The sequence below is a fragment of the Herbiconiux oxytropis genome (assembly GCF_024979315.1).
In the GTDB taxonomy this organism is placed as follows: domain Bacteria; phylum Actinomycetota; class Actinomycetes; order Actinomycetales; family Microbacteriaceae; genus Herbiconiux; species Herbiconiux oxytropis.
Genome location: NZ_JANLCK010000013.1, coordinates 40,525 through 63,742 on the forward strand (window position 1 = coordinate 40,525; position 23,218 = coordinate 63,742).

21 protein-coding genes and 2 riboswitches are annotated in these 23,218 nt (G+C 68.8%); of the genes, 17 read left to right on the forward strand and 4 right to left on the reverse strand.

The features are described from left to right. Positions 1 to 85 precede the first annotated feature (85 nt). On the forward strand, positions 86 to 1,159 hold the full coding sequence (gene ychF / locus N1028_RS17435) for a redox-regulated ATPase YchF (protein ID WP_259530697.1): 1,074 nt from the start codon (positions 86 to 88) through the stop codon (positions 1,157 to 1,159). A 16-nt stretch (positions 1,160 to 1,175) separates the two neighbouring features. Here ychF and N1028_RS17440 read toward each other — a convergent pair whose 3' ends face one another. Beyond that, entirely contained in the window at positions 1,176 to 1,673 is a 498-nt protein-coding gene (locus tag N1028_RS17440; RefSeq protein WP_259530698.1) for a DUF427 domain-containing protein, read from the reverse strand. 35 nt (positions 1,674 to 1,708) lie between these two features. Here N1028_RS17440 and N1028_RS17445 point away from each other — a divergent pair, with 35 nt between their 5' ends. From N1028_RS17445 to N1028_RS17460, 4 genes are all read left to right on the forward strand, one after another. Further along, complete coding sequence (locus N1028_RS17445; RefSeq protein WP_259530699.1) at positions 1,709 to 2,311, forward strand: LON peptidase substrate-binding domain-containing protein; 603 nt, start codon at positions 1,709 to 1,711, stop codon at positions 2,309 to 2,311. Between the two features lie 77 nt (positions 2,312 to 2,388). Next, positions 2,389 to 2,847, forward strand: coding sequence for an aromatic ring-opening dioxygenase LigA (locus tag N1028_RS17450; RefSeq protein ID WP_259530700.1), 459 nt, complete (start codon positions 2,389 to 2,391; stop codon positions 2,845 to 2,847). 62 nt (positions 2,848 to 2,909) lie between these two features. Next, positions 2,910 to 4,268, forward strand: a complete 1,359-nt coding sequence (locus N1028_RS17455) for an FAD-binding oxidoreductase (protein WP_259530701.1) — start codon at positions 2,910 to 2,912, stop codon at positions 4,266 to 4,268. Between the two features lie 36 nt (positions 4,269 to 4,304). Then, on the forward strand, positions 4,305 to 5,144 hold the full coding sequence (locus tag N1028_RS17460; protein WP_259530703.1) for a hypothetical protein: 840 nt from the start codon (positions 4,305 to 4,307) through the stop codon (positions 5,142 to 5,144). On the opposite strand, the gene N1028_RS17465 is transcribed toward N1028_RS17460, so the two are convergent. Both N1028_RS17465 and lgt read right to left on the reverse strand, forming a co-directional pair. Next, positions 5,141 to 5,728 carry a carboxymuconolactone decarboxylase family protein gene (locus tag N1028_RS17465; RefSeq protein WP_259530704.1) on the reverse strand — a complete coding sequence of 196 codons (588 nt, stop codon included), beginning with the start codon at positions 5,726 to 5,728 and terminating at the stop codon, positions 5,141 to 5,143. The two genes, N1028_RS17460 and N1028_RS17465, sit on opposite strands and share 4 nt — an antisense overlap. Positions 5,729 to 5,743: 15 nt before the next feature. Then, positions 5,744 to 6,736 carry a prolipoprotein diacylglyceryl transferase gene (gene lgt, locus N1028_RS17470; RefSeq protein WP_259530745.1) on the reverse strand — a complete coding sequence of 331 codons (993 nt, stop codon included), beginning with the start codon at positions 6,734 to 6,736 and terminating at the stop codon, positions 5,744 to 5,746. A 234-nt stretch (positions 6,737 to 6,970) separates the two neighbouring features. Here lgt and N1028_RS17475 point away from each other — a divergent pair, with 234 nt between their 5' ends. From N1028_RS17475 to N1028_RS17505, 7 genes are all read left to right on the forward strand, one after another. Further along, positions 6,971 to 7,177, forward strand: coding sequence for a cold-shock protein (locus N1028_RS17475; protein WP_259530705.1), 207 nt, complete (start codon positions 6,971 to 6,973; stop codon positions 7,175 to 7,177). Positions 7,178 to 7,367: 190 nt separating this feature from the next. Next, positions 7,368 to 8,462, forward strand: coding sequence for a fatty acid desaturase family protein (locus N1028_RS17480; RefSeq protein ID WP_259530746.1), 1,095 nt, complete (start codon positions 7,368 to 7,370; stop codon positions 8,460 to 8,462). Positions 8,463 to 8,491: 29 nt separating this feature from the next. Further along, positions 8,492 to 9,220 (forward strand): copper resistance CopC family protein, encoded by a 729-nt coding sequence (locus tag N1028_RS17485; RefSeq protein ID WP_259530706.1) that lies wholly within the window; start codon positions 8,492 to 8,494, stop codon positions 9,218 to 9,220. Positions 9,221 to 9,273: 53 nt separating this feature from the next. After that, positions 9,274 to 9,382, forward strand: a riboswitch (glycine riboswitch). A 1-nt stretch (position 9,383) separates the two neighbouring features. Further along, positions 9,384 to 9,483: riboswitch (glycine riboswitch) on the forward strand. 67 nt (positions 9,484 to 9,550) lie between these two features. Next, on the forward strand, positions 9,551 to 10,678 hold the full coding sequence (gene gcvT, locus N1028_RS17490; RefSeq protein ID WP_259530707.1) for a glycine cleavage system aminomethyltransferase GcvT: 1,128 nt from the start codon (positions 9,551 to 9,553) through the stop codon (positions 10,676 to 10,678). A gap of 1 nt (position 10,679) precedes the next feature. Then, positions 10,680 to 11,057: a glycine cleavage system protein GcvH gene (gene gcvH, locus N1028_RS17495; protein ID WP_259530708.1), complete on the forward strand. Its 378-nt coding sequence runs from the start codon at positions 10,680 to 10,682 to the stop codon at positions 11,055 to 11,057. A 6-nt stretch (positions 11,058 to 11,063) separates the two neighbouring features. Then, positions 11,064 to 14,030, forward strand: coding sequence for an aminomethyl-transferring glycine dehydrogenase (gene gcvP / locus N1028_RS17500; RefSeq protein ID WP_259530709.1), 2,967 nt, complete (start codon positions 11,064 to 11,066; stop codon positions 14,028 to 14,030). Positions 14,031 to 14,066: 36 nt separating this feature from the next. Further along, a complete protein-coding gene (locus N1028_RS17505) occupies positions 14,067 to 14,828 on the forward strand; it encodes a pentapeptide repeat-containing protein (protein ID WP_259530710.1) in 762 nt (253 codons plus the stop codon). Positions 14,829 to 14,844: 16 nt separating this feature from the next. Here N1028_RS17505 and N1028_RS17510 read toward each other — a convergent pair whose 3' ends face one another. Next, positions 14,845 to 15,621 carry a CPBP family intramembrane glutamic endopeptidase gene (locus tag N1028_RS17510; protein ID WP_259530711.1) on the reverse strand — a complete coding sequence of 259 codons (777 nt, stop codon included), beginning with the start codon at positions 15,619 to 15,621 and terminating at the stop codon, positions 14,845 to 14,847. 200 nt (positions 15,622 to 15,821) lie between these two features. On the opposite strand from N1028_RS17510, the gene N1028_RS17515 reads away from it, so the two are divergent. The 5 genes from N1028_RS17515 to typA all read left to right on the forward strand — a co-directional run bounded on the left by N1028_RS17515 (position 15,822) and on the right by typA (position 23,172). Further along, complete coding sequence (locus N1028_RS17515; protein WP_259530712.1) at positions 15,822 to 17,432, forward strand: peptide ABC transporter substrate-binding protein; 1,611 nt, start codon at positions 15,822 to 15,824, stop codon at positions 17,430 to 17,432. A gap of 107 nt (positions 17,433 to 17,539) precedes the next feature. Then, a complete protein-coding gene (locus tag N1028_RS17520) occupies positions 17,540 to 18,469 on the forward strand; it encodes an ABC transporter permease (protein WP_259530713.1) in 930 nt (309 codons plus the stop codon). Further along, positions 18,459 to 19,412 carry an ABC transporter permease gene (locus N1028_RS17525; RefSeq protein ID WP_259530714.1) on the forward strand — a complete coding sequence of 318 codons (954 nt, stop codon included), beginning with the start codon at positions 18,459 to 18,461 and terminating at the stop codon, positions 19,410 to 19,412. Before N1028_RS17520 ends, N1028_RS17525 begins: the two co-directional genes overlap by 11 nt. Beyond that, positions 19,409 to 21,169, forward strand: coding sequence for a dipeptide ABC transporter ATP-binding protein (locus tag N1028_RS17530; protein WP_259530715.1), 1,761 nt, complete (start codon positions 19,409 to 19,411; stop codon positions 21,167 to 21,169). The genes N1028_RS17525 and N1028_RS17530 overlap by 4 nt, the downstream gene beginning before the upstream one ends. Before the next feature lie 95 nt (positions 21,170 to 21,264). Continuing rightward, positions 21,265 to 23,172: a translational GTPase TypA gene (typA, locus tag N1028_RS17535; protein ID WP_259530716.1), complete on the forward strand. Its 1,908-nt coding sequence runs from the start codon at positions 21,265 to 21,267 to the stop codon at positions 23,170 to 23,172. The last annotated feature ends 46 nt before the right edge of the window (positions 23,173 to 23,218 follow it).

Sequence of the window (23,218 nt, forward strand, 5' to 3'; positions counted from 1 at the left end):
TCCGCCGAGACGTCACTTCTCACACCAAGATCCCTCGGGATGTGTGGAAAGTGACGTCTCGGCAGAGAAAGTAGGATGGACGACCGTGGCTCTTACTATCGCGATCGTCGGACTGCCCAATGTCGGCAAGTCCACTCTGTTCAACGCCCTCACGAAGAACCAGGTGCTGGCGGCGAACTACCCGTTCGCCACCATCGAGCCCAACGTGGGTGTGGTGAACCTCCCCGACGCGCGCCTCGACAAGCTCGCCGAGATCTTCGGCAGCGAGCGCATCCTCCCCGCACCGGTCTCGTTCGTCGACATCGCGGGCATCGTGCGCGGCGCGAGCGAGGGCGAGGGCCTCGGCAACAAGTTCCTCGCCAACATCCGTGAGGCGGATGCGATCGCCCAGGTCATCCGGGGCTTCATCGACTCGGATGTCGTGCACGTCGACGGCAAGGTCGACGCCGCGAGCGACATGGAGACCATCAACACCGAGCTCGTGCTCGCCGACCTGCAGACCCTCGAGAAGGCGGAAGCCCGCTACGAGAAGGAGGTCAAGGGCAAGAAGCTCGCACCGATCGTGCTCGAGACGGCCAAGCAGGCCCGTGAGTACCTCGACACCGGAAAGCCGCTGTCGACCTCCTCGATCGACCTCGAGCCCATCCGCGAGCTCGGTCTGCTCACGTCGAAGCCGTTCATCTACGTCTTCAACGTCGACGAGGAGATCCTGAACGACCCCGTTCGCAAGGATGCGCTGGCCGCCCTCGTGGCGCCGGCCCAGGCGATCTTCCTCGACGCCAAGCTCGAGTCCGAGCTCATCGACCTCGAGCCCGACGACGCGGCCGAGCTCCTCGCATCGACGGGCCAGGACGAGAGCGGCCTCGACCAGCTCGCCCGCATCGGCTTCGACACCCTCGGCCTCCAGACCTACCTCACGGCGGGCCCGAAGGAGAGCCGTGCCTGGACGATCGGCAAGGGCTGGACGGCTCCGCAGGCGGCCGGTGTCATCCACACCGACTTCCAGAAGGGCTTCATCAAGGCCGAGATCATCTCGTTCGACGACCTCGTGGAGACCGGCTCCATCGCCGAGGCCCGCGCGAAGGGCAAGGCCCGCATCGAGGGCAAGGACTACGTGATGCAGGACGGCGACGTCGTCGAGTTCCGCTTCAACAATTAGCGAGCCGCCGGGGCGTTCACCAGCCCATCGACCCGGGTATGCCCTTGAAGGGCCCGACGACGGATCCGGTGATCCAGCCGCCGTAGAAGCCTCCGGGCTGCGGCGTGACGATCTCGCCGTCGACCGTGCACTCGTCCATCTGCTGTGCGTAGACGGCGACGCGGTCTCGGAGGGGCTCGAACCCCGGCGCCGGCTGCGGATAGTTCCACGCGCACGCCGAACGCACCTCGCCTCCGCCACGGACGTCGAGATAGCGTGCTGCGCCCTTGAACTCGCAGAACGACGAGCCGTCGGCATCGACCAGCGAGCCGGTCGAGAAGTCCGCTATCGGGAGATAGTAGACCGGCGGATGGCTGGTCTCGAGCACCCGGACGGCGTCTCGGGTCAGGGCGATGAGCTGCCCGCCCAGACGGATCGTGACCGGCGCCGTGACGCGCTCGACGCGCGGCGGCCTCGGGTAGTCCCAGACGGACTCCTGTCCGGTTCCTGGGGTCTCCGGGCGCGGTCGGGGCATCTGTTCACTCTACGTCGGCGGTGCTTCACTGGGGTATGGCCGCCTCACCGATGTTCCCGCTCGGATCGGTCCTGTTCCCTTGCGTGCCGATCCCGCTCCGGGTGTTCGAGCCGCGGTATCTCACCATGGTCGGGCGGCTTCTCGACGAGGATGAACCGGGGTTCGAGTTCGGCGTCGTCCTCATCGAGCGCGGACCCGAAGCCGGGGGTGGCGACCAGCGCGCCTCGGTCGGGACGATGGCGCGTCTTGTGAGCGCCACCGCGGGTGCCGACGACCTCATCATCGTCGGAGTGGGGACCCGGCGGTTCACGGTCGAGCGCTGGGTCGGCGAGGATCCGTATCCCAGGGCCGAGCTCTCGCCGCTGCCGGATCTGGAGTGGTCCGAGGCGCTCGCACCGCTGCGGGCCCAGGCCGAAGCGGTCGTCCGCCGTGTGACCGCCCGCGTCGCGGAGCGGCAGCCGGATGCCGCTCTCGAGCTGTCGGACGACCCCGTCGCCGCCGTGTGGCAACTGGCGGCGATCGCCCCGCTCGGCGAGTACGACCGGTACACCCTGCTGAGGTCGACATCGATGGCGGGACTCCTCCGTCAGATGATCGACCTGGTCCTCGAGGCCGAGGAGCTCTGGGCCGCCCCGTGAGGTCTCTGTCCACGGTTCACCACCCCTGGTCCTCTCGTGGGCAGGAGGAACCGCCGCCGCCGCGTAGGCTCGGATGCATGACGAACTCCTCCCCAGCCTCCCTCCGACGCGTGGGCGGCCTCACCGTGGCCGCGGGCTCGCTCTTCCTGACGGCCGGCTCTGGGGCCTGGTTCGTGATCTCGAAGCAGCTCCGCGACGAGAAGATCGTGGTCCCGGGCAACGCACCCGCGTTCGCCGGCAAGACGGTGCAGGGCCCCGTGACCGCCTACGTCGAGGCCCTCGTGATCAAGGGCAACGCCGAGCGGGGAGCCGGCGGCCGCACCTTCGCCGACGTCAGCGCGGCCCTCCGCGAGGTCGAGTCGGGCAGCGACGAGGAGCGCGCCCTGCGCGGGCAGAGCGCATCGCTCGCCACCGCCGCGTCGCTCCGCACCTCGCTCATGACCTCGGTGCTCGCCTTCGGTGTGAGCGCCTTCGCGGGCGGCCTCGGAGCTCTCCTCCTGATCGCCGGAACGCAGCTCCGCCGCTCCCGCGACTGACGCCCACCCGTGCGCCCGTTCGGGGGCCGCGGTCACGCGCTCGGCGCCACTAGGGTCGCAGCATGATCGAGCTGCTGCGCGGAGACCCCGAGTTCGAGCGCGCCGTCGTCGAAGGGTCGTTCAACGCACTCCTGCCGGCCGAGCGCCCGGAGATCGTCGTGCGGCCCCGATCCGAGACCGAGGCGGTGGCGGCGGTTCGTGCGGTGGCCGCCGCGGGGCAGCGGATCGCGGTGCGCTCCGGCGGGCACAGCTGGGTGGCCGCCTCCGTGCGCGACGGTGGGGTGCTGATCGACCTCGGCGCCCTCGACGGCATCGGTCTCGACACAGAGCGGATGACGGCGACCGTCGGCCCCGGCGTCCGCGGCGCACGACTCTCGGCGGCGCTCGAGGAGGCCGGACTCGCCTTTCCTGTGGGCCACTGCGGCGACCCCGGGGTGGGCGGCTTCCTGCTCGGCGGCGGCCTCGGAGTCAATTGGGGGCACTGGCGGCCCGCCTGCTTCTCGATCGAGCGGATGCGCGTGGTCACCGCCGACGGCGAGCTCCGCACCGCATCGCCCACCGAGAACCCGGACCTGTTCTGGCTCGCGCGGGGGAGCGGCCCGGGCTTCCCCGGTGTGGTGACCGAGTTCGAGCTGGCCCTCCGCCCGCTGCCACCCTGCATCCGCGTCGAGACCCTGTCGTACCCCCTCGACCGGCTCGGCGAGGTCACCCGCTGGCTCACGGATGCGTCGCAGGACCTTCCCACGAATGTCGAGCTCTCGCTCGTGACCGCCGGGTCACCCGACCCGGCGCATCCGTTCGTCGTGGGAGTGGCCGCCACCGTCTTCGCCGGCTCCGTCGCCGAGGCCGACGCCGCGCTCGCTCCGCTGCACGGCGCCCCCGCCGCACACCGTGGCCGGCCCGCCGATCCGCTCGCGCACACCGCCCCGGCCGACGTCGCGTTCAGCGCCCTGCACGAGGCCGTCGACGCCACCTACCCGCGGGGCGCCCGCTACCTCGCCGACACCTTCTGGACCGACCTCGACCTGCACGATGCCACCGCACCGCTCGCCGCGCTCCTCGAGCGTGCGCCCTCGAAGCGCAGCTACGTGCTCGCCGGCATGCCCGCGAACGGCGCCGGCGCCGGCCTCGTGACCCCGGGTGAAGCCGCCTACGGGATGCACGACCGAACCCTCCTCATCGTCTACACGATCTGGGAGGACGCGGCCGACGACGCCGCCAACCGCGCCTGGCTCGACGAGGTCGCCGATGCGCTCCTGCCCACCGCCACCGGCCACTTCCTCAGCGAGGCCGACCTCCGCCACCGCCCCGACCGCGTGCCCGGCTCGTTCGCGCCCGCCGACCGCGCCCGCGTCGAGCACCTCCGCGGGCACTACGACCCCGACCACCTCTTCCACGGGTTCCCCGCCTTGGTACTGTGACGGGACACGTCGCCGAGAGACACCGGGGGAAGCGCGATGCCTGAAACCACCAACTTTCACCACCACGAGCAGCGGCAGCACCGCCAGCGCCACATGATCACCGTGGTGAAGAACGGCCGGCTCAACCCCGACGTGCGGCTCTGGACGGGCCTCTCGGCCATCGCGGTGGCCGGCCTCATGGTGGTCGAGTTCCTCGTGCAGGCCCTCCTCGTGGGCGCGAGGCCCACCCTCGACGACAGCACGGCACTGACCGAGTTCATGGCGCGCACCGCCAACCAGACCCTCTTCACGATCCTCATCGACACGTTCCTCATGGCGTCGCTGATCGTGTTCCTGAGCGGATTCCGCCAGCTCATCACGCACACCCGGCCCGACCTGCAGTGGATCGCCGACATCGCGTTCGCCTCGGGCCTGCTCTTCATCGCGGTCACGCTCGTGGGCGACGCCATGGAGGGCGGCACCGCGCTCGACACCATGGGCCTCGATCCGGATGCGTCGTCGCTGCGGGCACTCACGGTCGGCCATACCCTCATGTTCGGCTCGATCGGCTGCACGCTCAACGCCCTGGTGGCGGCGGCCTCGGGCTACCTCATCGTCACCTCGGAGGCGTTCCCGCGGTGGACGGGCTGGCTCGCCTACGCGGTCGCCGCCCTCAACCTCCTGAGCGTGCCCACGATGTTCGGCGGCACGAGCCCCGACTCGTTCTTCGCCGCCGGGGGAGCGGCCACGGCCATGCTCGCGACGTTCCCGTGGCTCGTCTGGGTGGCGTGCATCGGTCTCGTCGCCATCCGCGACCGCCGTCGTCTCGAAGACCTCCCGCACGAGGTGCGGGCCGCAGCAGGAAAGGCGGGCGGCACCACCGCGAAGGCGGTCTAGAGCCCCTGCACGAGAGCCGCGCGCAGGTCGGGACTCAGCTGCTCGGGCACATCGATGTCGACCGCGAGCGCCTGGAGCGCCGTGGAGTAGTAGTTCCGCACGGCGGCCGCCAGGGTGATGTCGACGATCTCGCGGTCGCTGAAGCCGTGCTCACGAAGGAGAGTCGAATCCTCCTCCGACATCGCCGCCGCATCCGCGCTCACCCGCTCGGCGAAGGTCATCATGGCGACCTCGGCGGGGGAGAGGATGCCGGCACGCCCCGCCTCGCGATGGTCGCGGGCGACGATCTCGAGCTCGGCCTCCGTCGCGAGCCCGAGCGACAGCATCCGCGAGCCGTGGGCCAGCCGGCAGTGTGCCGATCCGGTGCCCTTGGCCGCGGCGAGGGTCACGAGCTCGTAGCGGCGGAGACCCAGCTCTGCCACGACGGCGCGCACGAGACCCTCGAACGCGACCACGGCCTCCGGATTCACCGCCATCACCCGGGTGTGGCTCGCCACGTGCCCGAGGCTCTGCAGGTCGTCGCGATAGAGCTCCGCCACGAGACCCTCGGCCTCCCGGTCAGTACTCGTCCGGATGATCGTCATGCCGCCATGGTGCCACTAAGGCTTGCTGGAGGAAAGCTCCTCTTCGGTCCAGCGCTCGCCGTGCGGGGAAGCGTCGGTGTCGGCCTCAGCGGCCTCGTCGGAGCCCTCGGCCGCGGTGTCGGTGGCCGGTGCGGCGCCCTTCTTGGGCCTCACCTCGCGCGGGCCGCGGCCCGGCGTGTAGACCGAGGGCTCGAGGCCGGGGTGGCGGCGCGACTGCACCACGAACAGCACGATGCCGAGGGCGATCGCCACGAACGAGGCCCACACGTTCGCCGGGATGCCGAGGAAGGTGTCGGTGGTCGGGTCGATGCGGATGGCCTCGAGCCACGAGCGGCCGAGCCCGTACCAGATGAGGTAGAGGGCGAACAGCTTGCCCCACCGCAGAGCGAACTTGCGTTCGAGAGCGAGCAGCAGCACGATGCCGGCGACGTTCCAGATGATCTCGTAGAGGAAGAGGGGGTGGAACAGCGTGCCCTCGGCGAGCCCCGCGGGGAAGGCCGGGTTGGTCGACTCGATCTCGAGCCCCCAGGGGAGCGTGGTCGGCAGGCCGAACAGCTCGTGGTTGACGTAGTTGCCGAGGCGGCCGATGGCCTGGGCGGCCAGCATGGCGGGCGCGAGCGCGTCGGCGAACGACCACAGGCGGATGCCCGCGAAGCGGCAGCCGATCCACGCGCCGATCGCACCGCCGATGAGCGAGCCGTAGAGGGCGTTGCCGCCGTCCCAGATCGCGAAGATGTTCAGGATGTTCGCACCGGGGTAGAAGTAGTCGCCCATGTGCGTGAACACGTGATAGAACCGGGCGCCGACGATGCCGAGCGGCACGGCGAACAGCACGATGTCGATGACGACACCGGATTCGCCTCCGCGCTTGGTGAGCCTCTGATTCACCATCAGCATCGCCACGATGATGCCGGCGAGGATGAAGAGTGCGTAGAGGTGGATCGTGAGCGGGCCGATGGCGAACGACTGGAACACCGGATCCGGGCTCGGGATGCTGAGCGGAGTGATTGTGGGCACGCTGAATTCTAAAGGTTCTGGCGCAATGCCGCAGAACTGTAGCCGATCTCGCGCAGGACGGCTAAGGTTAAGACAGTTGTTGTGTTACCCATGAATCTTGAATAGGGTCTTCTTCCTCGATTTCTGTCGAGAGCGAGAGGGCTTGTTTTTCTGAGGAGCGGAACAAAGTGCACCGCGACGGTAGGCCCCGACAGGCGGGGCCGCTTACCTCGAAAAGAGAAAACAATGCCTCAAGGCACCGTGAAATGGTTCAACTCCGAAAAGGGCTTCGGCTTCATCTCCCCCGATGACGGTGGAGAAGACGTGTTCGCCCACCACTCCGGCATCACCGGTTCGGGCTACAAGAACCTCGAAGAGAACCAGCGCGTCGAGTTCGACGTGACCCAGGGCCGCAAGGGCCTGCAGGCTGAGAACATCACCCCCCTCGGCTAAGGTCCCAGACCTCTCCGGAGAACCCGTGTCCGCTTCGGCGGCGCGGGTTCTTCGCTTTTAACCGGCCGGTACCGGCAGATGTGCGGACGATACGCAGGTTGACGGCGTAGGTTGAAGACATCTTCCAAGGGCAATTGCTCAGCACCGCGGCTGTGAAGCCGATTCGATACCAGTGAGCAGGCCTTTGAGCATCTCGAACTCCACTTCCCCGCGTGCCACCCTCCCGCGCAAGACCGGCGCCACGCACCCCACCGCGGCTTATTCCGAGCTGCTCAGCACGGTGCGAGACATGGGGCTGCTGCGCAAGCGCCGCACCTTCTACTACGTCATGTTCGGCGCTCTGCTGCTCGCCCTCGGCGGCGCGGCAGCCGGCTTCGTGCTGCTCGGCGACAGCTGGTTCCAGCTGATCATCGCCGGAGTCCTGGGCCTCATCTTCACGCAGTTCGCGTTCCTCGCCCATGAGGCCTCGCACCGCCAGGTCTTCGAGTCGAACAAGGCCAACGACCGGGCCGGCCGCACGCTCGCGACAGCGTTCGTCGGCATGAGCTACTCGTGGTGGATGTCCAAGCACACCCGCCACCACGGCAACCCGAACACCGTGGGCAAAGACCCCGACATCGACATCGACTTCGTCTCGTTCACCTCTGAAGACGCCGCGACCCGCAAGGGCGGTTGGGCACTGCTCACCCGCAAGCAGGGCTGGCTGCTGTACCCGCTGCTCCTCCTCGAAGGCCTCAACCTGCACTTCCTCTCGTTCAAGACCCTCTTCGGCAAGAAGCCCGTCGAGGGCCGCCAGATCGAGCTGTGGTTCATCGGTGTGCGACTGGTCGCCTACGTGGCCGTCATCTTCTCCTTCCTGCCGCTCGGCATGGCGTTCGCCTTCCTGGGTGTGCAGCTGGCCGTGTTCGGCCTCTACATGGGCGCATCCTTCGCCCCCAACCACGTGGGCATGAAGATCTTCCCCGCCGGTTCGCGCGTCGACTTCCTCTCGAAGCAGGTGCTCTCCTCCCGCAACATCAAGGGCAACTGGGGCATGACCATCTTCATGGGCGGTCTCGACCTGCAGACCGAGCACCACCTGTTCCCGAACATGCCCCGCCCGAGCCTGGTGAAGGTGCGGCCGATCGTGCGCGAGTACTGCGAGACGCACAAGATCCCCTACACCGAGACCTCGTTCTTCGAGGCGCACAAGCAGGTCGTCGCGTACATGAACAAGGTCGGCCTGTCGGCTCCGGACCCGTTCGACTGCCCGCTGGTCAACCAGTACCGCACCCGCCGGGCGTGAGTCGAGCCCGTCCCGGCTATCCTGCTGGGGTGAGCACCTCGCGCGCCGGCGCCGCCGGCATCCTGACCCCGGCCCTCGCCACGGCGGCGGCCTTCGCGCTGGCATTGGTGCCTGCGGCCGGAGCTTCGGCCCACGACGCCCTCGAGTCGTCGTCGCCCGCCGCCGGCGAGTCGGTCACCGCGGATCCGGGCACCCTGTCGCTCACCTACTCCGACACGCTCATGGCGATCGGCGAGACCACCGACGGCTTCGCCGTGCAGGTCACCGACGCCGAGGGCATGCACTACGAGAGCGGATGCGTCGCGATCGCCGACTCGTCGGTCACGACCCCGATCGCCCTCGGCGACGCGGGCGGGTACACGGTCACCTGGCAGGTCGTCTCGTCCGATGGCCACCCCACCTCGGGTCAGTACGAGTTCGACTACTCGCCGGCCACACTCGAGGGCGCGCACGACGGACTGACCGATCCGGCCGTCTGCGGCGAGCCCTGGGCAGGAGAGCCCGACGGCGCTGGAGCCCCTGCCGGAGAGCCGGCCAGCGAGGTGCCTTCGGCGCCGGCCGCGGAGGCCGGCAGCGCCGCGACCCCGTCGCCCGCATCCGACACGGCTGGCGCCGCGGCGGCCGACCTCGACGTCTCGGCGGCAGCACTGCCCGGTTGGGCCGTGGTGCTGATCGTGCTCGCGGGCCTCGGCGTGCTCGCCGCCATCGTGGTGCTCGTGCTGCGCCGGATGCGCGCGGGTGGCGACGACCCACGCTGAGCGGCGCTATGCTCGATCGCGTAGCACCCCTTCAATTGAATACCGCTGGCCATCAGGCCGACGCGGGAGAGCCGGCGCACACCTCCACCGAGGCGACTGCGAAGGCACCGAAGGAGCAATCCTCCCCGATAATCTCTCAGGTCCTCGTACCGCGTCGAACTGGCCACTCTGGAAAGCAGTCCGCGGCTTCGACGGCGGCTCGCCCACGGTGAAAGCGACGGCCCCGCCGTCGTGAAACTCTCAGGCACGATGACAGAGGGGGAGTTCTCGGAGCGCAGTTGCGCTCCCGACGCCCACGAGCCGTGACGCCCGTGGGGAAACGGAGAACTCGTGACCTCGACCGCACCCCGATCCTCCCCGCTGCACGCCGTGCACGAAGCGGCCGGCGCCTCCTTCACCGATTTCGCCGGCTGGCAGATGCCGGTGCGCTACTCCAGCGACCTCGCCGAGCACCACGCCGTGCGCGCGGCCGCCGGGCTGTTCGATCTCTCGCACATGGCCGAGTTCCGGGTCTCGGGCCGGGGGGCCGCCGCGTTCCTCGACCTCGCCCTCGCCGGTGAGATCTCGGCCATCGAGGTCGGCCAGGCGAAGTACTCGCTCCTGCTCGCCGACGACGGCGGGATCATCGACGACCTGGTGGTCTATCGCACGGCCGACGACGTGTTCCTCGTGGTGGCGAACGCCTCCAATCGCGAGCACGTCGCCGCAGCGCTCGAGGAGCGCGCGGAGCCGGCGAGCGCACCGTTCGAGCTCGCCGACGTGAGCGATGACACCGCGCTCATCGCCGTGCAGGGGCCCGCCTCCCGGTCGATCCTCGAGGCGACTGCGGGCCTCGAGGTCACCGGCATCGACACGCTCCGCTACTACCGGGCGATCCCGGCCTCGTTCGAGAGCACGCCCGTGCTCCTGGCCCGCACGGGCTACACCGGGGAGGACGGCTTCGAGCTCTACCTCGAGCCCGCCCGCGCCGAGGGGCTCTGGCAGGCGGTGGCCCGCGCCGGTGAACCCTTCGGTCTGGTGCCGGCGGGGCTCGCGAGCCGCGACACGCTCCGCCTCGAGGCGGGCATGCCGCTCTACGGCCACGAGCTCGGCCTCCATACGCAGCCCCTGCAGGCGGGGCTCGGCCGGGTGCCCGCTCTCGGCAAGCCACGCTTCGTCGGCCGCGAGGCTCTCGAGCGCGGCCCCGGTGCCGATGCGCGCGTGCTCGTGGGGCTCGTGGGCGAGGGGCGTCGCGCCGCCAGGGCCGGCTACCTCGTCTACGCCTCCGACGACTCGACCACGCCGATCGGCGAGGTCACGAGCGGTGCGCTCTCGCCGTCGCTCGGCACCCCGATCGCCATGGCGTACGTCGATCCCGCTTTCCGGGAGCCGGGCGCGCAGCTCTCCATCGACATCCGGGGGACGCGCCTCGGCTACCGCACCACGACCCTCCCGTTCTACCGCCGGAAGAAGGACTGACATGACCGAGAACACCGACCTCCGCTACACCGCCGAGCACGAGTGGGTGCTCATCGAGGGCTCCGTCGCCACGATCGGCATCACGGCCTACGCCGCGGCCCAGCTCGGCGACATCGTCTACCTGGATCTCCCCGAGGCGGGCACCGCGATCGCCGGCGGCAGCGTCGTGGGCGAGATCGAGTCGACGAAGTCGGTGGGCGAGCTCTTCGCCCCCGTCGACGGCACGGTCGTGGAGACCAACGCCGCCGTGGTCGACTCGCCCGAGCTCGTCAACAGCGATCCACTCGGCGAGGGCTGGCTGATCAAGGTCGAGTTCACCGAACTGCCCACCCTGCTGAGCGCCGACGAGTACGGTGCGCTCACGGGCGCCGGGGCCTGACCGCCGATGACCGACACCGCACGTCGCACCGACATCACACGGCCCGCCGACATCACACGGCCCACCGACCTCTTCGCATCGCGTCACATCGGCACGGACGCCGCGGCTCAGCGGCACATGCTCGAGACGATCGGCTACGACACGACCGCCGACCTGATGCGGGCCGCCGTGCCCACCGCCATCCAGTTCGACCGCTCGCTCGCCGACTCCCTCGTGCCGCCGGCCGCCACCGAGCGCGAGGCCGTCGCCGAGCTGCGCGCCCTCGCCGGGCAGAACCGCGTGTCGCGCTCCTACCTCGGCCTCGGCTACTACGACACCGTGACCCCCGCGGTGATCAAGCGGAACGTGCTCGAGAACCCCAGCTGGTACACCGCCTACACGCCCTACCAGCCCGAGATCTCGCAGGGCCGGCTCGAGGCCCTGATCAATTTCCAGACCATGGTGGCCGACCTCACCGGGCTCGCCACCGCCAACGCGTCGATGCTCGACGAGGCTACGGCCGCCGTGGAGGGCATGCTGCTCGCCCGCCGCGCCTCGAAGAGCAGGTCGAACCGCTTCCTGGTCGACGCCGACGCGTTCCCGCAGACGATCTCGCTTCTCCGAGACCGCGCCGAGGCCGTGGGGATCGACATCGTCGTGACGGTGCTCGACTCGGTCGATCACCCTTCGCATCCGCTCTCCGACGCCGACGTCGACGCCTTCGGGGTGTTCGTGCAGTACCCGGGAGCCTCGGGGCGCCTCTGGAACCCCAATGAGGTGATCGGCACCGTGCAGGCCGCCGGCGGCATCGCCGTGGTGGCCGCCGACCTGCTCGCCCTCACGCTCGTGACGTCGCCCGGCGAGCTCGGCGCCGACGTCGCCGTGGGCACGAGCCAGCGCTTCGGCGTGCCGATGGGCTTCGGCGGCCCGCACGCCGGTTACATGGCGGTGCGCGCGGGGCTCGAGCGACAGCTCCCCGGGAGGCTCGTGGGAGTGAGCGTGGATGCCGCGGGGCACTCCGCCTACCGGCTCAGCCTCCAGGCGCGCGAGCAGCACATCCGCCGGGAGAAGGCCACCTCCAACATCTGCACGGCGCAGGTGCTGCTCGCCGTGATGGCGGGCATGTACGCGGTGTACCACGGTCCGGAGGGCCTCCGCGCGATCGCCGAGGGCGTCAATGGATCGGCACGGGCTCTCGCCGCACGCCTCGCGTCGGCGGGTCACGAGATCGTGCACGCCGACTTCTTCGACACGGTGCTGGTGCTGGTGCCCGGCCGTGCGCGAGGGCTCGCGGCCGAGGCGCACGAGCACGGGCTGCTGATCGGTGTGGTCGACGACGACACCGTGCGGATCGCGCTCGACGAGACCACGACCGACAGCGACCTGCTCGAACTCACCCGCGCCTTCGGCGTCACGACCTCAGGCTCTCCGGAGGAGGGTTCGGCGGAGGAGGTCACCGACGTCGTGCCGACCATCCCCGACGGCCTCGTGCGCACGAGCGAGTTCCTCACGCATCCGGTGTTCAACACCCACCGCTCGGAGACGAGCATGATGCGCTACCTCAAGCGCCTCGCCGACGCCGATTACGCCCTCGACCGCGGCATGATCCCGCTGGGGTCGTGCACGATGAAGCTCAACGCGGCGAGCGAGATGGAGGCGGTGACCTGGCGTGAGTTCGCCGGCATCCACCCCTTCGCGCCGAAAGCCGACGTGGCGGGCTATCTCGAGCTCGTGCGCCAGCTCGAGCAGTGGCTCGCCGACGTCACGGGGTACGACTCCGTGTCGCTGCAGCCGAACGCCGGCAGCCAGGGCGAGCTCGCCGGTCTCCTCGCCATCCGCGGCTACCACCGCTCGCGGGGCGACGAGGCGCGCACCGTGTGCCTCATCCCCTCGAGCGCGCACGGCACGAACGCCGCATCGGCGGTGCTCGCGGGAATGAAGGTTGTCGTGGTGGCCTGCGACGAGCTCGGAAACGTCGACCTCGACGACCTGCGCCAGAAGATCGAGGCCCACAGCGCCGATCTCGCGGCCCTCATGATCACCTACCCCTCGACCCACGGCGTCTACGAGCACGAGGTCACCGAGATCTGCCGCCTCGTGCACGAGGCCGGCGGGCAGGTCTACGTCGACGGCGCCAACCTCAACGCCCTGCTCGGCTACGCCCGGTTCGGCGACTTCGGCGGCGACGTCTCGCACCTCAACCTGCACAAGACCTTCTGCATCCCGCACGGCGGTGGCGGCCCCGGTGTCGGTCCGGTGGCGGCGAAGGCCCATCTCGCACCGTTCCTTCCGTCGCATCCGTTCACCCAGGAGGCCGAGCACCTGCTCATCGACGGGGAGACCGTGGTGCATGGTGGGCCGCAGATCTCGGCGGCGCCCTACGGCAGCCCGAGCATCCTGCCGATCAGCTGGGCGTACGTGCGCATGATGGGCCTCGAAGGGCTCGCAGAGGCCACGGCCTCGGCCGTGCTCGCGGCCAACTACGTGGCGGCGCGCCTCGCCCCGCACTTCCCGGTGCTCTACACGGGCGAGAACGGCCTCGTGGCGCACGAGTGCATCCTCGACCTCCGCGGCATCACCCAGGCCTCGGGCGTGAGCGTGGACGACGTGGCCAAGCGGCTCGTCGACTACGGCTTCCACGCCCCCACCATGAGCTTTCCGGTGCCCGGCACGCTGATGGTGGAGCCCACGGAGAGCGAGGACCTGGCCGAGATCGACCGCTTCGTCGACGCGATGATCGCCATCAGGGCAGAGATCGACCGCGTGGCCGCGGGGGAATGGCCGGCCGACGACAATCCGCTCCGGAACGCTCCGCACACGGCGCAGTCGGTCGTGCAGGGGGAGTGGGAGCACGCCTACGACCGCGAGAGCGCGGTGTACCCCGTGGCCTCGCTCGTGCGCGGCAAGTACTGGCCTCCCGTGCGCCGCATCGACCAGGCCTACGGCGACCGCAATCTGGTCTGCGCGTGCCCGCCTCCGGAGGCCTTCGAGTAGCGGGCGGGCATGCGCGCGTTTGCTAGAGTTCGACACATGACGACACCCCGTGCCGCCCGCCTGTCCGCACTCCTGACGGGCGCGGCGCTCGCGGGGGCCGCCGTGGCCGGCTCCGTGCTCGGGGTCGCCGCCCCGGCCTCGGCCGAACCGGTGTTCGACGAGGGCGGCTGCACCGTGCTGCGGGTGGCCGACGCGGGCCCGGGCGGTGCGCAGTGCGCGGGCATGGATCTCAGCGGCCCGCGGTTCGGCGAGGGCGACTTCCGGAACGCCGACCTGCAGAACACCTCGTTCGTCGACGGCGACGTGCAGGGCGCGGTCTTCAACGGCGCGAACCTCACGGGGGCCGACTTCACCAACACCCGCATCGTGGGCGCCGACTTCACCGGCTCGAGCATCCTGCCCGGTGTGCTCGACCTCGAAGCGGATGCCTCGGGCATGGCGCCCGTGCCCATCACGCCGAATCTGCCCACGGGCCTCACCCTCGACGGCTGCTCGATCGTGGCGACGCCCGTCGGCTCGGGCGAGATGTTCCCGATCGGCACCTCGAACATCCTCTGCACCCTCTCGACCTCGTTCGAGGGCACGGCCACGGCCGTGATGACCGTCAACGTGACGGCTTCGGCGACAGCGCCGCCCACCGAGGAGCCGCTCTTCACGCCCGATCCCTCCGCCGCCGCCCCCACGGCCACCGAGTCCACTCCCAACTGGCTCATGATCGGCGGATTCATCGGCGGAGGCGTGCTCGTGGCGGGCGGCATCGCGGCCTTCGTCGTCTCGAACCGTCGCGCTTCGCGCTAGGCGCCGCAGGTCGAAGCTACCCGAAGAGCGCGGGCAGGTTCGCCACCGCCCAGGCGTAGCCCACGAACGACAGGATGTCGATGATCCAGTGGGCCACCACGAGCGGCATCGTGCGGCCCCAGCGCCAGTAGCACCAGCCGAACACCACGCCCATCACGACATTGCCCACGAACGGGCCGATGCCCTGATAGAGGTGGTAGCTGCCCCGCAGCACGGCGGTCGAGAGGATGATGCGCCACTTCTGCCAGCCCAGCTGCCGCAGCCGGGTGAACAGGTAGCCCACCACGATCAGCTCCTCCTGCAGCGCGGCGCGGAGGGCCGAGAGGATGAGCACCGGCGTGGTCCACCAGAAGGTGTCGAGCGGTGCGGGCACGACGTCGACCGTGATGCCGGCCGCCCGCCCGGCGAAGTAGAGCGCGATGCCCGGCACGCCGATCACGAGCATGAGCAGGAGGCCGCGGCCGAGGTCGCGCCACGGAGCCCGCAGGTCGAAGCCGAGCCGCCGGAACGGGTTGCCGCCGGAGATCGCGAGCAGGTAGAACACGAGCGCCACGGGCACGAGCGCGAACACGATGGCGAGCACCTGGTAGGTGCCGTCGAGCCACTCGCGAGGGTTCAGCGATCCGTTGATCGTGGCGGTCTGATCGGCGAGCGCGGTCTCGGCGGTGAGGCGCGCGATGATGCTCACGATCGAGTAGACGGCGGATGCGCCGAGCGACAGCCCGAGCACGATCGCGATCTCGCTCCACAGCCTCCGGCGGCGCAGCCGGGCCCAGCTCAGGGCACGAGTCATTCCACTTCACTTTCTTGCGTCGAGCGCCACTTTTCCACACGAACTGTGGAAGTCGCACAAAGAAGTCACGCAATTAGTTTCGTGTTCGTAACTTTTTCGGCCGTGGTTTGCTCCGGATGTGACCCCCGCTTAGGGTACTTCCTTAGGTTCGGCCCCTCATAAGGGGGCCCACCTTCTCTCATTCTGCATCAGGAGGAAAATTGAAGATCAGACGGTTTGGTCTCGGCGCGATCGCGCTCGTGGCCGCGGGTACGCTCGCACTGTCCGGCTGCGCCAGCGGCGGCTCGGACGATTCGGCGGGCGACACCGCCGCCATCATCACCACCAACGGCTCTGAGCCCCAGAACCCCTTGGTGCCCACCAACACCAACGAGGTCGGTGGCGGAAAGATCCTCGACGCGATCTTCGAGGGCCTGGTGTACTACGACGGCGAAGGCGCCCCCCACAACGCGGTGGCCGAGTCGATCGAGACCGATGACGCGACGAACTACACCATCACGCTGAAGCCCGATCTGACCTTCACCAACGGCGACCCCGTGACCGCCGACTCCTTCATCGACGCCTGGAACTACGGCGCGCTGGCCTCCAACGAGCAGCTCTCGAGCTATTTCTTCGAGGACATCGTCGGCTTCAGCTACGACGAGGACTCCGAGCTCACCGGCCTCAAGAAGGTCGATGACCTGACCTTCACCGTCGAGCTCAACGCACCGAAGTCCGACTTCCCCCTGCGCCTCGGCTACTCCGCCTTCTACCCGCTGCCCGCCTCGGCGTTCGACGACATGGAGGCCTTCGGCCAGAACCCGGTCGGCAACGGCCCGTACATGCTCGACGGCGAGAACGCCTGGGCCCACAACGAGAAGATCGACCTCGTCGTGAACCCCGACTACGCCGGAGAGCGCACCCCCGTGAACGGCGGCCTCTCGATCGTCTTCTACGCCACGCAGGATGCGGCCTACGCCGACCTCCTCGGAGGCAACCTCGACGTGCTCGACGCCGTGCCGGACTCGGCGCTGTCGACCTTCGAGGCCGACCTCGGCGACCGCGCGGTCAACCAGCCCGCAGCCGTCTTCCAGTCGTTCACCATCCCGGAGCGCCTCGCCCACTTCGGTGGCGAAGAGGGCAAGCTCCGCCGTGCGGCGCTGTCGATGGCGATCAACCGCGAGGAGATCACCGACGTGATCTTCGAGGGTTCGCGCACCCCCGCCTCCGACTTCACGTCCCCGGTCATCGACGGCTTCAGCGACTCGCTCGAAGGCGCCGAGGTGCTCGAGTACAACCCCGACGAGGCCGTGAAGCTGTGGGCCGAGGCCGACGCCATCTCCCCGTGGGACGGCGAGTTCAAGATCGCCTACAACGCCGACGGCGGCCACCAGGCCTGGGTCGACGCCACGACGAACAGCATCAAGAACGTCCTCGGCATCGAGGCGTCCGGTGAGCCGTACCCCACCTTCCAGGAGGCGCGCACGCTCATCACCGACCGCACCATCCAGACCGCGTTCCGCACCGGATGGCAGGCCGACTACCCCGGTCTGTTCAACTTCCTCGGCCCGCTGTACGCGACCAACGCCGGCTCCAACGACGGTGACTACTCGAACCCCGAGTTCGACGCCCTCATCAACTCCGGCGCGGAGGACACCGACCCGGCCTCGGCCAACGAGAAGTTCCAGCAGGCTCAGGAGATCCTCCTTCAGGACCTCCCCGCCACCCCACTGTGGTACTCCAACGTGACCGGCGGCTACAGCGAGAACGTCGACGACGTCGTGTTCGGCTGGAACTCGGTTCCGCTGTACTACGAGATCACCAAGAGCTAGTCCACCAGCTCGTTCGGGGGCGGCGGCTTCGAGCCGTCGCCCCCGAATCATGCATTCTCGTCCGTTCGGCGCCACCCGCCTCTAGCTCGATTGGTACGGTCTGATCCGTGGCCGGATACATCTTCAGACGTCTCCTCCAGGCGTTACCCGTCCTGGTGGGAACGACGTTCCTCATCTACTTCATGGTCTTCGCGATGCCCGGAGACCCGCTTCTCGCCCTCTTCGGCGACAAGACCCCGAACCCGGCCGTGCTCGAGCGACTGCGCGAGCAGTACCACCTCGACCAGCCGTTCATCGTGCAGTACTTCCTGTACCTCGGCGGGATCCTCCGCGGCGACTTCGGCACCTCGTTCTCGGGCGAGCCGGTCACCGACATCCTCGCGCGCACGTTCCCCGTCACGATCCGCCTCGCGCTGATGGCCCTGTTCATCGAGTTCGTGCTGGGCGTGCTGATCGGCCTCATCTCGGGCCTTCGCAAGGGCAAGCTGTTCGACGCCTCGGCGCTCGTGATCAGCCTCATCCTCATCTCGCTGCCGATCTTCGTGATCGCGTTCGTGGCGCAGTTCATCTTCGGGATCCAATTGGGCTGGGCCAGGACGACGGTGTCCGCCGGTGCCCCGATCCAGGATCTGATCCTGCCCGCGTTCGTGCTCGCCTCGATCACCTTCGCCCAGATCGTGAGACTCACGCGCTCCTCGGTGATCGAGACGCAGAGCCTCGACTTCGTGCGCACCGCCTACGGCAAGGGCCTCAGCCGGCGCCGCATCATCCCGGTGCACATCCTGCGGAACTCGCTCATCCCCGTGGTCACCTACGCGGCCACCGATTTCGGTGTGCTGCTGGTCGGTGCGACCGTCACGGAGGGCATCTTCAACGTGCCCGGTGTGGGCCGCACGCTCTACCAGGCGATCATCCGCGGTGAGGGCCCCACGGTCGTCTCGTTCGTGACCGTCATGGTGCTCATCTATCTGGTGGTCAACCTCGTCGTCGACCTCCTGTACGGCCTTCTCGACCCGAGGATCCGCTATGTCAAATAACCCACCCACCCCGACACCGAAGCACTTCGTCGCGCCCCTGGAGGAGACCCCTCTCGTCGCGATCGACGCGGTCAACGTCGGTGAGCGCAAGAGCAACCTCTGGATCGACGCCTGGCGCGACATGCGCCGCCGGCCGATGTTCTGGATCTCGGCCGCCATCATCCTGCTCGTCGTGGTCGTGGCGCTGTTCCCGAACCTGTTCTCGCAGATCGACCCGCGCGAGTGCGTGCTCTCGAACAGCAACGGCGCGCCCACCGGCGCGCACCTGCTCGGCTTCAACAAGCAGGGCTGCGACGTGTTCTCGCGCATCATCCACGGCACCTCGACGTCGCTGTCCGTCGGCATCATCGTGGTCATCCTCACCACGGTGCTCGGCATCCTCTTCGGCGCGTTCGCGGGCTTCTACGGGGGCTGGCTCGACTCGATCCTGTCCCGCGCCGGCGACATCTTCTTCTCGATCCCCTACATCCTGGCCGCCGTGGTCATCATGTCGGTGTTCTCGGCCTACCGGAACGTGTTCGTGATCGCCCTGGCGATCGGCATCTTCGCGTGGCCGTCGACGGCGCGCGTGCTGCGGGCCGAGATCCTGAGGGTCAAGAACGCCGACTTCGTGATGGCCTCCCGGGCCCTCGGCGTCTCGAACTTCAAGATCCTGCTGCGCCATGTGCTGCCGAACTCGATCGCTCCGGTCATCGTGGTCACCACGATCTCGCTGGGCGCCGCGATCGTCGCCGAGGCGACCCTGTCTTTCCTCGGTGTCGGGCTCCCCAACACGACCATGTCGTGGGGCAACGACATCAGCGCGGCGCAGACCGACCTCCGCACCGCGCCGCAGACCCTCATCTACCCGTCCATCGCGCTCTCCGTGACCGTGCTCGCCTTCATCATGATGGGCGAAGTCGTTCGAGATGCCCTCGACCCGAAGGCGAGGGCTCAGCGATGACCGACGTCACGAACCAGAAGCCGCTGCTCGAGATCAAGGACCTCCAGGTGGGCTTCAAGACCACCGAGGGCGTCGTGCCCGCTGTCCGGGGTGTCGACCTCACCCTGATGCCGGGCCAGACGCTCGCCATCGTGGGGGAGTCGGGCTCCGGCAAGTCCACCACGGCCCACGCCATCATCAACCTGCTCCCCGGCCCCGGCCGGATCACGGGCGGCTCCATCATGTTCGACGGCCAGGAGCTCACCTCCTACAGCCAGAAGAAGATGGAGGAGGTGCGCGGGCGCCAGATCGGCTTCGTGCCGCAGGACCCGATGTCGAACCTCAACCCGGTCTGGTCGATCGGCTTCCAGGTCGAGGAGACCATTCGGGCCAACGGCATCGCCACGGGCCGGAAGGCCGTGCGCGAGCACGCCATCCAGGTGCTGAAGGAGGCGGGCCTCGCCGACGCCGACAAGCGGCTGAAGCAGTTCCCGCACCAGTTCTCCGGCGGCATGCGCCAGCGCGTGCTGATCGGCATCGGTCTCTCGTCGCGGCCGAAGCTGCTCATCGCCGACGAGCCCACCTCGGCGCTCGACGTGACGGTGCAGCGCAAGATCCTCGACCACCTCGAGACGCTCACGCGCGACATCGGCACGGCCGTGCTCTTCATCACGCACGACCTCGGCCTCGCCGCCGAGCGCGCCGAGCAGCTCGTGGTGATGTACAAGGGGCGGATCGTCGAAGCGGGCCCCTCCAAGGAGATCCTGCAGAACCCGGTGCACCCCTACACCCAGCGCCTCGTGGCTGCGGCTCCGAGCCTCGCCTCCCGCCGCATCCAGTCGGGCACGGCCGCGACGCCCACGCATTCGCTGAGCGACCTCGACTACGCGCCCACCACGGTGACCGAGAGCGTCGACCTCATCGCGGCCGCCGAGGAGCGCCTCGAGCAGGTGCCGAAGGGCCCGAGCCTCGCGAAGCGTCCGGATGCCATCGTGGTGAAGGACCTCACGAAGGTCTACAACATCCGCGGCCAGGGCAAGGGCAAGGCGAGCGAGCTCATCGCCTCCGACAACGTCTCGTTCTCGGTCGCGAAGGGCACGACCACAGCGCTCGTCGGCGAGTCCGGCTCGGGCAAGTCCACCGTCGCGAAGATGATCCTCAGGCTCGAGGATCCGACGAGCGGATCGATCATGATCGACGGCGTCGACGTGGCACCGCTGAAGGGCCGGCCGCTGCTCGACCTGCGCCGGCGCATGCAGCCGGTCTTCCAGGACCCGTACGGCTCGCTCGACCCGCTGCGGAACATCGGCAACACCATCGGCGAGCCGCTGCAGGTGCACAAGGTCGGCGACCGCACGGCCAGGCGTGAGCGCGTGCTCGAGCTGCTGGACCAGGTCGCGCTGCCGCAGAACCTCATCACCCGTTACCCGAACGAGCTCTCCGGCGGTCAGCGCCAGCGCGTGGCCATCGCGCGGGCGCTCGCGCTGAAGCCCGACATCGTGGTGCTCGACGAGGCGGTCTCCGCTCTCGACGTGCTCGTGCAGGCCCAGATCCTCAAGCTGCTGGCCGATCTGCAGGCCGAACTCGAGCTCACGTACCTGTTCATCACCCACGACCTGGCCGTGGTGCGGGTGATCGCCGACAACGTCTGCGTCATGCAGCGCGGGCGCATCGTGGAGGCGGCTTCGACCGATCAGGTCTTCGACAGCCCGCAGGAGCAATATACTAAGGAGTTGCTGAACGCCATCCCGGGCGCTGGAATCACCCTGGGCGTTTAGCGGATCCGGGCCACGACGCCCACTTTTCCCGCTCTCTAAGAGCCCGCGGGTGGCACGGCCACCAGATTCGGGTTCACGAACCTGAGGACTTCCCCATGGCCAAAGCCACCCGCGACGACCTGCGCAACGTCGCTATCGTCGCCCACGTCGACCACGGCAAGACGACCCTCGTCGACGCCATGCTCACCCAGACCAACTCGTTCGACGCGCACTTCGATGCCGACGACCGCATGATGGACTCCAACGACCTGGAGCGTGAGAAGGGCATCACGATCCTCGCCAAGAACACGGCGATCTCCTACACGGGCAAGCACGCGGGCGACAAGCCGATCACCATCAACGTGATCGACACCCCCGGCCACGCCGACTTCGGTGGCGAGGTCGAGCGCGGCCTCTCCATGGTCGACGGTGTGGTCCTCCTCGTCGACGCCTCCGAGGGCCCGCTGCCGCAGACCCGCTTCGTGCTCCGCAAGGCGCTCGAGGCCAAGCTGCCCGTGATCCTCCTGGTCAACAAGACCGACCGGCCGGATGCGCGCATCGACGAGGTCGTGGGCGAGTCGCAGGACCTGCTGCTCGGCCTCGCCTCCGACATGGCCGACGACGTGCCCGACCTCGACCTCGACGCCATCCTCGACGTGCCCGTCGTCTACGCCTCGGGCCGCAATGGCGCCGCGTCGCTCAACAAGCCCGAGAACGGCACGCTGCCCGACAACGACGACCTCGAGCCGCTCTTCGGCGCCATTCTCGAGCACGTCCCGGCTCCGGTCTACGACGACGAGGCTCCCCTCCAGGCCCACGTCACGAACCTCGACTCCTCGCCGTTCCTCGGCCGCCTCGCCCTGCTCCGTGTCTTCAACGGCACGATCAAGAAGGGCCAGCAGGTCGCGTGGGTCAAGCACGACGGCACCGTGCACCAGCAGCGCATCAGCGAGCTGCTGAAGACGGTCGCCCTCACCCGCGTGCCCACCGAGAGCGCCGGGCCCGGCGACATCGTGGCCATCGCCGGCATCGACGAGATCACCATCGGCGAGACCATCGCCGACCCGGAGGACGTGCGGCCGCTGCCCGCCATCACGGTCGACGACCCCGCCATCTCGATGACGATCGGCACCAACACCTCGCCCCTCGTGGGCAAGGTCAAGGGCCACAAGCTCACCGCCCGCATGGTGAAGGACCGCCTCGACCGCGAGCTCATCGGCAACGTGTCGCTGCGCGTGCTCGACGTGGGCAAGCCCGATGCCTGGGAGGTGCAGGGCCGTGGAGAGCTCGCCCTCGCGATCCTGGTCGAGAACATGCGCCGCGAGGGCTTCGAGCTCACCGTGGGCAAGCCCCAGGTGGTCACCAAGCAGGTCGACGGCAAGACGCACGAGCCCTACGAGCACCTCACGATCGATGCCCCCGAGGAGTACCTCGGCGCCATCACGCAGCTGCTCGCCGCCCGCAAGGGCCGCATGGAGAACATGTCGAACCACGGCACCGGCTGGGTGCGCATGGAGTTCATCGTCCCCTCGCGCGGCCTCATCGGCTTCCGCACCGAGTTCCTCACCATCACCCGCGGCACCGGAATCGCGAACGCGATCTCGCACGGCTACGGCGAGTGGGCCGGCGCCATCGTGACCCGCAACAACGGCTCCATCGTGGCCGACCGCTCCGGTGTGGTCACGCCGTTCGCCATCATCGCCCTGCAGGAGCGCATGACCTTCTTCGTGAACCCCACCGAGGAGGTCTACGAGGGCATGGTGATCGGCGAGAACTCGCGCGCCGACGACATGGACGTGAACATCACCAAGGAGAAGAAGCTGACCAACATGCGTCAGTCCACCTCCGACACGTTCGAGTCGATGACCCCCTCGCGCCAGCTCTCGCTCGAGGAGTGCCTCGAGTTCGCCCGCGAGGACGAGTGCGTCGAGGTCACCCCCGAGATCGTGCGCATCCGCAAGGTCGAGCTCGACGCCAACGCGCGTGCGCGCCGCACCGCCAACCTCAAGCGCGCCAACCAGTAGCGTTCACCGCAGAGCAGTAGCCCGGACGCCCGGGGATCTGGGATGA